10 protein-coding genes are annotated in these 11,323 nt (G+C 62.3%); 5 read left to right on the forward strand and 5 right to left on the reverse strand.

The genetic code is table 11. The annotated features are described in order from the left end of the window. A partial coding sequence (locus ELR45_RS22280; RefSeq protein ID WP_205857055.1) for a right-handed parallel beta-helix repeat-containing protein occupies positions 1 to 949 on the forward strand: 949 nt, incomplete at its 5' end. Positions 950 to 1,069: 120 nt separating this feature from the next. On the opposite strand, the gene ELR45_RS22285 is transcribed toward ELR45_RS22280, so the two are convergent. The 4 genes from ELR45_RS22285 to ELR45_RS22300 are packed head-to-tail and all read right to left on the reverse strand — an operon-like array spanning position 1,070 to position 5,503. Beyond that, a complete protein-coding gene (locus ELR45_RS22285; RefSeq protein WP_129668315.1) occupies positions 1,070 to 2,092 on the reverse strand; it encodes a glycosyltransferase family 2 protein in 1,023 nt (340 codons plus the stop codon). Continuing rightward, on the reverse strand, positions 2,086 to 2,931 hold the full coding sequence (locus tag ELR45_RS22290; RefSeq protein ID WP_205857056.1) for a glycosyltransferase family 2 protein: 846 nt from the start codon (positions 2,929 to 2,931) through the stop codon (positions 2,086 to 2,088). The genes ELR45_RS22285 and ELR45_RS22290 overlap by 7 nt, the downstream gene beginning before the upstream one ends. Next, complete coding sequence (locus tag ELR45_RS22295) at positions 2,931 to 4,199, reverse strand: Coenzyme F420 hydrogenase/dehydrogenase, beta subunit C-terminal domain (protein ID WP_129668316.1); 1,269 nt, start codon at positions 4,197 to 4,199, stop codon at positions 2,931 to 2,933. Before ELR45_RS22295 ends, ELR45_RS22290 begins: the two co-directional genes overlap by 1 nt. Then, positions 4,196 to 5,503 (reverse strand): polysaccharide pyruvyl transferase family protein, encoded by a 1,308-nt coding sequence (locus ELR45_RS22300; RefSeq protein WP_129668317.1) that lies wholly within the window; start codon positions 5,501 to 5,503, stop codon positions 4,196 to 4,198. The genes ELR45_RS22295 and ELR45_RS22300 overlap by 4 nt, the downstream gene beginning before the upstream one ends. 205 nt (positions 5,504 to 5,708) lie before the next feature. Between ELR45_RS22300 and ELR45_RS22305 the strand changes: the two genes are divergently transcribed. From ELR45_RS22305 to ELR45_RS22320, 4 genes are all read left to right on the forward strand, one after another. Further along, a complete protein-coding gene (locus ELR45_RS22305) occupies positions 5,709 to 6,839 on the forward strand; it encodes a sulfotransferase family protein (protein ID WP_165368012.1) in 1,131 nt (376 codons plus the stop codon). Positions 6,840 to 6,858: 19 nt separating this feature from the next. After that, complete coding sequence (locus tag ELR45_RS22310) at positions 6,859 to 7,806, forward strand: right-handed parallel beta-helix repeat-containing protein (protein WP_129668319.1); 948 nt, start codon at positions 6,859 to 6,861, stop codon at positions 7,804 to 7,806. A gap of 355 nt (positions 7,807 to 8,161) precedes the next feature. Continuing rightward, complete coding sequence (locus tag ELR45_RS22315) at positions 8,162 to 9,244, forward strand: GumC domain-containing protein (protein WP_129668320.1); 1,083 nt, start codon at positions 8,162 to 8,164, stop codon at positions 9,242 to 9,244. Positions 9,245 to 9,257: 13 nt separating this feature from the next. Continuing rightward, positions 9,258 to 10,802, forward strand: a complete 1,545-nt coding sequence (locus tag ELR45_RS22320; RefSeq protein ID WP_165368013.1) for an O-antigen ligase family protein — start codon at positions 9,258 to 9,260, stop codon at positions 10,800 to 10,802. On the opposite strand, the gene ELR45_RS35660 is transcribed toward ELR45_RS22320, so the two are convergent. Next, positions 10,799 to 11,323, reverse strand: a 525-nt coding sequence (locus ELR45_RS35660; RefSeq protein ID WP_205857058.1) for a YdcF family protein, incomplete at its 5' end; no start/stop codon positions are given. The genes ELR45_RS22320 and ELR45_RS35660 overlap by 4 nt on opposite strands.

Consider the following 11,323-nt stretch of genomic DNA (forward strand, 5'->3'; position numbering starts at 1 on the left):
AACCGCCACAGTGGCTCCCCCGACACCCGATCCTTCTCCGAGCACGTCGGCACCATCTGAGTCCCCGACCGAGAGTCCGGAAGCGTCCCCGTCCGAGACACCAGATGCCTCCCCGTCCGAGACGCCGGACGCGCCTCCGTCCGAGGCGCCGGAGTCTCCCGAAACCGAAGCCCCTGACAGTCCCAAGCCAACACCGGAACCTGACGAACCCGACGACAACTACACCGAGGGTTTCCCTGACGAGAACACGACCGGCGTTCCCGACGGTGTAGATCTCGAGCCGTCTGGAAGCATCACGGTGACCAAGGACAACACGGTCATCGATGCGGTACATGTTGAAGGCACGATCAAGGTCGAGGCCCACAATGTCACGATCAAGCGGTCCAAGATCACGAGCACGGGCAAGTACGCCATTCATGTTGAGCCGGGATACAAGAACCTCGTGGTCGAGGACACTGAAATAGACGGAAACGGCACGTCAAAGATCGCGATTCTCTTTCGCGAATACACACTGCGCCGCGTCAACATTCATAACTTCTTCGACGGGATACGAATTGAAGGCGACAACGTCCTGATCGAGGACAGCTACGTTCATCATCTGTATCGCGTAGAAGGCGGCCACCACGACACGATCCAAATGCGTCAGGGATCGAACGTGGTCATCCGCAACAATAACCTGCAACCCTACAACCCCGACACTGACGATCCCATGAACGCGGCCATACAATTCGGCAGTCTCTTGGGCCCAATTGACGACGTCCTTGTCGAGGGAAACCTCATGAACGGTGGAAACGTGACCGTCAACGCTGGAAAACTAGGAGGCGGTTCAGTCGTCTTCCGCGATAACCGTTTCGGACGCGATTACCGGTATGGCGTACTCTCGCGAGGACCAGGCTTAGTCTGGGAGTCCTCGAACGTCTACGACGACACAAGCAAGTCTGCCCCCTGACCCAAGGGATTGGTAATCAACCCACGGAGCGTGCGTATGGGCGTCCACGGAAAGCGTGGACGCCCATACCGACGGCGGCCTCCCGTGTCTGCTGCACGGCGGGAGGCTGTCGTTCAAGGCCTAACCACTGCCTGCCGCACGGGTGGCGACCGATCCAGAAGCATCGCCGACTGAGGCGTAGCCCCGCTTCCAACGCTCACGGCGACGCCACACTTCACGCCAGTTCGTGCCCCTGTCCACGCCAAGCCGCTCGAGCGCCGCTCGCACCGCGACTCCGGCGACAATGAGCGCCGCGCCCACCCGGCCTCGCCACCCACCGAGGTGACTCCGGACCAGGGCAATCCGGCCATTGAGCAACAATTCATGCTTATCCGGTTGATTGTTCGATGAGGCACTCACCGCGTGCACCATCACCGCATCCGGCGTTATTGCACACTTCCGACCAGTCTGGGCGGTGGCACGCAGACAGAGATCGGCATCTTCGCCGTAGACGAAGTAGCGTTCGTCGAACCCATCGAGTTCTTGCCAGTCTGCCCGGGCGATCAAAAACAGACACCCAGATACGATATCTACGGCGCGCGCACAGTCGCGGCCGAAGTGGCCCATGGCCTCAGGATCGAAAAGACGAGAGCCTGGCCGCATAGTGGACAACAGCACTGCGCTGCTGGCCAGGCTCCACAGCGTCGGGGCGGCCCAACACGAGCGCGGATCGGACTCTCCGGCAGGTGTGACCGTTCGACCACCACAGATGACGTACTGGGGATTTCTACGTGCGAAATCCACCAACGCATCAATGGCACCCGGTTCAACGTGACCGTCGGGGTTGACCAGCAGGATGTATTCACCGCTGGCTACGTCCGCGCCCTGGTTGACGGCCCGGCCGAACCCACGATTTCGATGGTTTCGGATCAGCCGGACGTCTGGAAAACCGTCGCTTACCGCCTCGGCGGAGCCATCGGCCGAGGCATTGTCGACGACGATCACTTCCAGGGTCTGGTTCATCGCCGCCGCAGGTAACGCCTCGAGGCACTTTCCTAGCCACTCACGCGTGTTGTACGAGACGACGATCACGCTCACCTGTGTCTTGCTTCCCGTGGATCCGCTCACCACATGCTCTCCAGAAGAATCCGCGCGCGTCACCATCTGGCCGGCTTCCCTGTCAGCCTCCGTAGGTAATACCGCCCGCGTCGCGCCTTGCGCCTCCACCAGGTCCAATCACGTGGATCCGGTGAAGTCTCCTGCAGAACGACGGCACTCCGCCTGAGCTGTTCCACCCAATCATCCACCGTCCGGACGCCGTTCGCCTTGGCCGAAAGGGGCATACGCAAACGCAAGTCCTCGTCGGTGCGGATCAAGGTATGGGGTGACCGTGGATCATCCATATGATCTTCCGGTATAAACGGATAGTAGAAGCCGTTCACCGCGCCGCTTCGGGCGGACCGAATGCAGTAGCGAGGAAATGACTCGTCGGCGCGGAGGAGTCCTTGCCGCTCAACGATCCTACGCTTCATCATGTAGCCGCTGCCCTGCACCCACATGTTGCGCATCAATTGGTGTCCACCGCGAAATGTCGCTATCTTGCGGGTGGCAAGGTCAGGGCGGAAATCGTCCTCAGGATGCCGCCAACTTCCAACGACGCCAAATTCGGGGTTGGCTTCGTGAGCTTCGGCGAGCGTATCAATCCAACCGGGAGCCACAATGCAGTCATCATCGACCTTGGACAGCAGCGGTGCGTCCGACTCGCTCCATAGCCAGGATGTCGGTTCACGAAGCATCACGTTCTCCCGGCTATGCTGATAGCGGTGAACCCTCGTGTCTTTCCGGTAAGGCCGCAGGGCCTCAATCGTCTCCTCATCGTCACCGTTGTGCCACAGCCAGACGCGATCGCCTTCGCCGCAGCTATCAAGCAGACGAGGAAGGCTCAGATGGAGATATCCAGCGCTGCGATACGTAATCATGATGATGTCTGCGCGGCGATCCATCAGCGGACCTCCTGACGGGCGATAGCTTCTTGGTGCCGGGAGGACTCGGGTTCCCGCAAGCGCCGACGTCTGATCCGCTTCAGCGTGCCGATCACCGACGAGGCCTTCGCTCGGATACTAAGCCTGAGCCAGGCCCGAACCGAGGGAAGCCCCACAAAGCTCGGTGTCTTCAAGCCCGCGAGCCGCATGGTCAACACCCTTGCCCACACCGCCCCTCGCGTATGGGCCAATTGAGGCTGCGACTGCGGCAGTCGTTCGAGCGGGATCGTGTCCCCCTCCAGCGCGCCGTCGCGCAACGCAGAGTGCAGCGCGGCTCTGCCCGCCTCCGTGCGAATGACCACGAGTGACCGCCCGGGCTCGCCGTCGCGGATCTGTCGATACCACGGGTCTCCGACGGAGATATCCGCAAACTCACCGGTATGGTCCGGGCAGATCATGCATCTCCACTGCCGATGCTTCTGAAGCGTCTGCCCCCACGACTCCTCGTAGCTTAAGGACTTCGTCTCGCCTTGTTTGGTACGAATCCGGAATCGGCCGGGCCAGCCATAACCCCGATAGTCAAGACGCTGGACATCTGACGGCTCCACGCTCAGTTGCCTAATGGCCTCCTCAGTACCACGCGTCGAGGGGGTTCCCGCACAGAAAATGCCGATCTTGAGCCCGACCTTCTCACCGAGCTCCGGCCGTATCCTCGATGCGTTGACTGTGGCGGCCACGTCACATGGTTTGCCTACGACGACAGACTGTCCCTCTGCCGATTCAACGAGATCGAGACGCTCGCACGGACTTGCCGGCGAGTAGCGTGAACCCGCGGCAGCGACGATGTCCTCGTACGTCCGGTTGAGCACCGTCTCGTTCTCCAGCGGTGCATCAGCTCGCGCCTGAACTTGGAGGGCGCCCACAGCGGAGCCAGAGCTCACTGCATGTGCCGCCAAAGCAGTTACCACACCACCTGAAGATCCTTTTCGCCGAACCGCAGGATCCGTTGACCAGCACTCGTAGAGTTCGAGAACGGGTCCCCACTCCCCATGGAAGGGCGCTTCCCGAAGCGCTCGCTTCTCGTGTTCGAGACCACGCCCCGGGCACACAGCAACCGGCGCGCTGCCTGGCCGCCCGTTCACAGCGGCAATCGGCAACGGTCTGCGCCCCACATCAGGAACATCGCCCATCCGAAGACCGCTCGGGTCAAGATAAGCACAAGCGCCGCACCCGGTGCACAAATGAGCGTCGACGACATCCTGAATCGTGTCTGGGTTTCGCCTCGTCATGCGATCTGGTCCCCGCGCATGCCGACAGAAGGCAACAGCCCGAAATCACGTCGCCAGGTCTCCACCTCGGCCACGATGTCGCGGAGTTGTCCGCGTGCCTGATCCACGACAGCGGGAACGCGCGCAGCGAGTTGGCGCCCGGTGGGCTCGCGTGCCTTGAAGGAGGCGAAGATCGCCTCGACTGCCTCGTCCCCGCCGAAGTGTCGAGCGTCGACCACATGATCGCCCATGCCAACCGTCTCAAAGACCCCGAGCGTCTTGTCGCTGTAGGCGTAGCCACACGCTGGCACGCCGGACGACAACGCTGCGATGGTGGAGTGCATCCGGCTACCAACGAACCAGGAACACTGCGCGATGCACCACTTCAGCTCGGCGGCATCAAGTTCGGACGGGATGACGGTCACCCGCGACCGGACCGTTTCCGGCAACAACGCAAGAACCGCGTCAATCGCAGCGATGTCGCTCTCGCCCTCGCCCCCAGGAATATGAACATGGGGAATGAGCAGCACCCGAGTCCCCGCATCGACCAACCCAGTCACCAGGTTCGCCATGGTGGACACGTAGTCGCCCACCAGCCCGAACTGATCGTGTCCGGCCGAACCGCGCAGGAGGCCGCTGATGTTCACGCCCGCAATGCACTCGCCTTCGATCGCGTCGATGTGGTCAGCGATCTCCTCTCGTGGCCTGCGAGCCGTGAGCGCGAAGGCCACGTCCACGCCGCAGCGCAAGCAGCTCGGGTTGCTGGCTGTGCCTGCAAGTTCGAGGAGCCGCTCGTAGCTGGCGCTATCCCTCGCGTACGCCAGAGACGCCGAACGAACAAGCCCTTCTGCCACGCGCCTGCCATTGACCGTTGAGAAGGGTCCATACGTCTGCGGCAGCAACACCAGGGGACGACCCGCCCGGATGGCCGCCTCCTTGGGCGCCGCTATCTTCCGCAGGCGGGCCTCGCCGTAGATGTCGGTGAAGCTGTCACCCCCGCTAATGTCCAAGACCGCTGCTGAACGGGCAATCCTGCTCGCCACTGGATTGCCAAAACCGCCCAGCATCTGAGCGACCCGGATCTGCGCCCAGCTTTCCGGCCGATGCCACCGGCGTGAAAGCCTCGCTCCGAGGTGCTCGACGTCGATTGACTCATAGCGTCCGGAATTGTCAGCTCGCACGCCCCAGCCATCGTCCAGGACGCCGACGCTCGCACCGGGCACCACCGAATCCAAGACGTCGAGCACAGAACGCCCAAGCGCCTCGACACCACGGTTGCCATTGCTGACAGAAGCGCCAGCAAGGCACAAGTATGTTCCCCCCATAAGTCGTAGTATGCCGCATAGGCAAGTTGAAGCGCGAGACGTGGCCGCACGCCGGTTTTCGCATCACCGGACCGTGGATCGCTCGCCACAAGATCTTCATCGTGAATGTCTTGACAATCGCGCAAGTTCACACCGACGCTGTTCGGAGCGGCCCACGCGGGTGGTGCGCGTATGCTTGGCCTACCAGGGGGAGTGCCAAGACGTCGTGGTGAAGAACATCGTAGCCAGCCACGACCGCGAGGCAGCATGGGCGTACAGGGGGGCAAGCATGCAGACAGATCCGATCATCGTCGTGGGCGCGTCACGTTCAGGGACGTCGCTCATTCGTTCCTGCCTCAATCAGCACTCAAACATACATTTGGCGGGCGAAACCCATTACTTCGATGACCTGCGCTTGCGGATGCGCGAGGGGGCCATGGACCCCCTGTCCTCGGACCAACGAAGGGTAGCGGAAGACTACTTCCTTTCCTTGGCGCATCGACCGTACGGCCACGGTGGCGATCCCGAGAAGAGTCCCGTGTCGCGCGGGGAGTTGAAAGCGCGAGCGGAGACCTTGGGAGTAGGACCCGACGCCTACTTCGAAGCCTTTTGCCATATCATGGCCGACAAGAATGGCAAGCCGGAAGGCCGATGGGGCGAGAAGACACCTCGCCATGTCTTTCGTATCCCGGAGATCTTGCAGCGCTATCCCGGCGCGCAGATCATCTGTGCCGTTCGTGATCCGCGTGCAGTGGTCTCGTCCTACCGGGATTGGCGGCACCAGGGCGGGTTTGACCTGGATGGAGATCCCGACCACAAGACCGCACTCGAAGCAGAGGAAGTGCGCACGGGGCGATCGTATGATTTGCGGTTAGCAACACTCCTGTGGCGCAGCACCATCGGCGCAGCCACAGCAGCCCGAGCACAATTTGGGGACGAGCGAATTCTGGTCCAGCGATATGAGGACATGGTGCTCCGACCGGAGGAGTCCATGCGTGAAATGGCTGCGTGGCTGGGGCTGGAGTTCGAGCCTGAAATGATGGACGTGCCGATCCACAACAGCTCCTTTTCGCGGTTCGACGCCCATGGTGGAGTGTCGAGTGAGCCGTTGCGACGCTGGGAGTCGAAACTGACCGGTTCGGAGGTGGCCACCATCCAGTTCCTCGGCGGGAAGGCCATGCAGTCTCAAGGGTATGAGGCACTAGACGTCCCCGCGTCGAAGTTGTCGATCGCCGCTGGCCTGGTGACGTTGCCGGTTGCCGCCGCAAGGGCGGCGACCGCGAATCGGCAGCGTATCGGAAGCCTTCCAGGCTACGTCTGGCGACGCGCACGCACCGTGGTGTCGTCCCGAATCTGAGCAGCGGGGAGGTAGCACCATGAAGAAGACGGCAGTTCTGGGCCTCGGAGTCATCGTGGTCGCCATCGTTGCCATCCTGTTCGCTGCGGGGCGGATCGGGCCGTCATCAAATCCGTCAGACTCGTCGCCCACAACGCCCGCGGACGCGTCGCAACCAGCCTCAACAACCGAGCCAGCAGACGAGTGGCCGTCGGATGGCGCCAAGCAAGGAGTTATTGACGCAGCTGGGCTGTCCGATCCATCCGCCGTCCCTGAGGAGCCGGAAACCGATCTGACCGTGAAGGAAGATGGTACGGTCATTGAGAATCGACACCTCACATCGCTGCAGATCCGTGCTGCCAACGTGACCGTGCGGAACGTCAAGATCACATACCGTGGGTCGACGTGGGCTATCCGTGCAGATCACGAGCGTGTCGATAACCTGGTCATCGAAAACGTAGAACTCGATCTCGGATCGACCGACTCATGCGCTGGAATCTGGCAGGGCGCCAAACCCATAACCGTGCGCGACACCGAGATCACCGGCTACAACTGTGACGCAGTCAAGGCCGGCGGCGGTGGCAGCCTGTACGAGGGCGTATACATCCACTCCATGCGTCGAGAGGACTCCGATATCCATCTCGATGGCTTTCAGCCACAGGGAGTCGATGGCCTGACGATCCGCAACAGCGTGGTCGAAATGGACACCGACGCTGGGGCAAATTCTGCGTTCATCGCTACCCCCGGGAAGGACGACGAACCCGTCCGCAACGTACTCATACAAGAGGTCTGGTTCTCGGGTGGCAACTTCATCGTCGCTTCCACCGTCAACAAGGCCGCCGACGCTTGTCACCAGGTAACCATCGACGGCATCGCCTTCAGCCGCGAGTACCGCTACGGCCCGCTGAGCAAGAACACCGGCGGATTCCCGGACTGTGGCACGGTCTCGCGAGCGATCTTTGAAGACACCCATGCTCCCATCGATTAAGACGGTCACCGAACGCACGTCGGTCTCCCGAAGCGCACAGACCGCGCCGGGCGAGTCCAGCCCGTCCGGCAGGCCTTCCAGACGCGTGGTTCTGGTCGGCGGCAGTTCTACAGTGCACACCCGGTCACCCGACATGAGCGAGGCTGTCTGCAGATTCGCGCGAGCCCAATGTGGGCATACAACGCGAGGTCCCAGGTCCCAAGGACGCGAGATGTGTGGATCACGCGGTAAGTCCGATTGGCGGATTCGCTCATAGCGCCTACCATGAGCATTGGTCACGTGCCGTTGTCCGGTGACGTGTCGCAAGTCGTCGCAGGGGGGCCTGCGGGCGGTTTTCTGCCCTGGGGAGGGACGAGTGGACGTCTGGCGCATCACCATAGCCGCCTTGCGCAGGTGGTACATTCTCTTGCCGCTGCTCGCGGTAACCGGTGTGCTCGTCAGCATGGCTGGTAAACAGACCAACCCGGAGTATGAGGCACAGAGCGTAGCCATGGTCGCGCCTGAACGTGTGCCTGCAGAGCTCTACAACCCATTCAGCAATACCGTCGGCGCACAACAGGCCCTAGGCATCATCCTGAACAGTACTGATACAGCCCGTCAGCTGGCGGGCGACGGATTGTCGGCCAGTTACGAGATCGGCGCGGACGCCCGGAGCAACATACTCCAGATCGTGACCCGCGCCGACTCGCCCGGCGTCGCTCAAGATGCCGCCGGGGCGCTTCTGGACATCGCCATCACCGAGCTGGAGACCAGGCAGAACGAGGCCGACATTCCAGAACGATCTCAGTACACGCTCGATGTGCTGGCCCAGCCGGAGGTCGTGGGAGTCGTTGAGACCAGCCAGCTGAGGACGCAGGCGGTGGTAGGGGCGCTCGGCGCCGGACTGGCTGTGCTCATATCCGTGCTGTTCGACGACGCCCTCGGACTCTTCGTCCGAGCTCGCGCGAGACGGCGACGGCGTAAGGAAGACAAGCACGCTGCGGCCATCGACGATGAGAATCGCGATCAGCTCACGTTGGACGACATTCCAATCGTGGACGATGAGACGGCGGCCCTTGACGGTCCAGTCCCTTTGACCGTCGGTGCGAGCGGCGAGAAACCACGTCAAGGCCGCGGTGCTGACAGCTGGTCCCCGCCTCTTCGCCGCCCGAATGCCGCAGGCGGACCGAGGTCACACGTGTCGCTTCTCTCGGAAGTTGAGGCAGAGCGCCCGCCATCGGGCTCCGCCTCCAATTCAAGTTCGGCGTCCCGAGCACAATCCGACTCCGCGTCCAGTTCCAATTTGAACGCACGACAAGAGCGCGCTACGGAGGCGGACGTCGAAGACGACGACAACCCGGGCAATACTGCTCACGGGAATCACCCGCAGGCACACGCGGAGTCCGTCGCCGTGAGCACGAGCCATGAGGAAGCACCACAGCGCGGTCCGACGCGTTAGGGTGATCGTAGCCATGACCCTCCTCAGGGCAGGCCACGCCGCCATAGCCCGACGCGGGCGCTATACGACCACGCGTGTCAGGGAAGGCCGCTTCTCACGCTGGGAGCCGGCGCTTCTGAGGCTGCCCAAGGGCCCGGCAACCGTCCTGCGCAGCCCGTGGCAACCTTTGGTTTTTCGGAGGAGAGAACTGACGGCGCTGGCCCTTCTCGGCGTCTTTCTGGCGTTGCAGTTTCTCATCCCGGCGCGATTGGTCATCGGTGGAATGGGAGCGGTGGGCAGGCCGGCTGTCGCAGTCGGGCTGCTCCTGCTGTTCCTCTGGCTGCTCGCATTGCTCACCAGACGCGGGTTACCTGGTGGCTTTCAACCAGTCCGATGGATTATCGGTGGCTTCGTCGCCTTGCAGTTCTTCTTCTATGCGGTCGGATTCGATCGAGGGTTGCCAGCTATTGAGGCCAGTCAGGCTGACCGCTGGATGATATTCGTGGGCTCGATGGCGGGGATCGCTCTCGCGACTGCCGACGGGATCGCCACGCGCCGCCAGTTGAACCGGCTCCTGATATTGCTCGTATATCTCGGTGCCGTCATGGGCATCATCGGTGCGCTGCAGTTCACCGAGATCATCAACATCGTCGAATACATCCGGATCCCGGGCCTCCAGCTGCAGAACACTCTGGTCGGCGTCGGCGAGCGCGGTGGTGGCGGCGCAGGTTTTCCCCGCGTAGCGTCTACGGCCAGTCATTTCATCGAGTTCGGCGTCGTGCTGGCCATGTTGCTCCCTCTCGCTCTACATTTCGCGTTCTTTGCTGCCACGACTCGACAGCGCACATGGAGGTGGCTCGCCGCCGCCCTGATCGCGGTGGGGATCCCGTTCTCTATTTCCCGGTCAGCGACACTTGCCATCGGTCTAGCCCTCATCTTGATGTTCGCCGTCTGGCCGTGGCGCCAGCGGTACAACGGACTCATCATCGGCGGCTTCGCCGTCATCGGTTTCTCTGCAGTCCAACCTGGCGTCCTGGGAACCATTCGAGGGCTCTTCATTCACGCGGGCACCGATCCAAGCGTCCAAGACCGCATTGCCCGCACCGCATACGTGATGGACCTGTGGTCAGAGCGCCCATGGCTGGGCCGCGGCGCCGGCAGCTACGTCCTCGAGCGATACACCCTCCTGGACAATCAGCTGTACGTGACCCTCCTCGAGACAGGCGCCATCGGGCTCGCAGGCACTATCGCAGTGCTGTTCGCCGCGCCATACTTCGCTGGACGCAGCCTCCGGCTACGTGGCGCTGATCAGGAGACACGGCACTTGGCACAAGCCCTCGCCTGCATCCCTCCGGTCGCGCTACTTTCCAGCGGCACGTTCGACTCGTTCTACTACGGCACGTTCATGAGCGTGTTGTTCATCGCGGTCGGAGCCATTGGAGCCTTATGGCGGCTAGACGGCGGAGGGGGCGGGCGTCGGCCGCTTCAAGCCGCTGCTCCTGGCGACAAGTTCGTCGCAACCCCCTGGATGACCGACTGGAAAGGTGGGCGAGCGCGCCGCCGCACGGCCGACATCTAGCAGTCACGCTCGAACAGCAGAGCCTTGAGCATGGCCCCGTTCTCGTAGATCACCCGGGACACCTGCTCGAAGACGCCGTTCTCCCGGACTGTGACGAACTCCATGTCGCCGTCGTAGCAACGACCGAGCCGCAACCGAGCACGGACGCTCTGGCTTGCGGTCGACACCACAATCAATTGATCCCACCCGCGTTCGCTCGCAAGCTTGGCGAACGCCCGCGATTCCCCCCTCGTGGTAGCGGGATCGGGCGTCAAGCAGTACTCCTCCAGGTCTCGCTTCCAGGGTTCACACTTGCCCGTGTCGTCAATCGAGATCACCACGATAGGTGCGACATGCTCGTTCTCGGCAAGATCCCACGCATGCGCATTACGATCACCTGGACCGTCGAAGACCACAATGGCATCCGCCCGAGTCACAGAGTCTGCAGGCGGGAACACGAAAACCCGTCCTTCTATCAGCAGAAAAAGCAGCAACACGACGACGACCGCAATGCGACGCCATCTCCCCCCGAGCCAGCGCAT

Origin of the sequence: Phytoactinopolyspora endophytica (genome assembly GCF_004138495.1) — a bacterium.
GTDB classification, from domain to species: Bacteria; Actinomycetota; Actinomycetes; order Jiangellales; family Jiangellaceae; genus Phytoactinopolyspora; species Phytoactinopolyspora endophytica.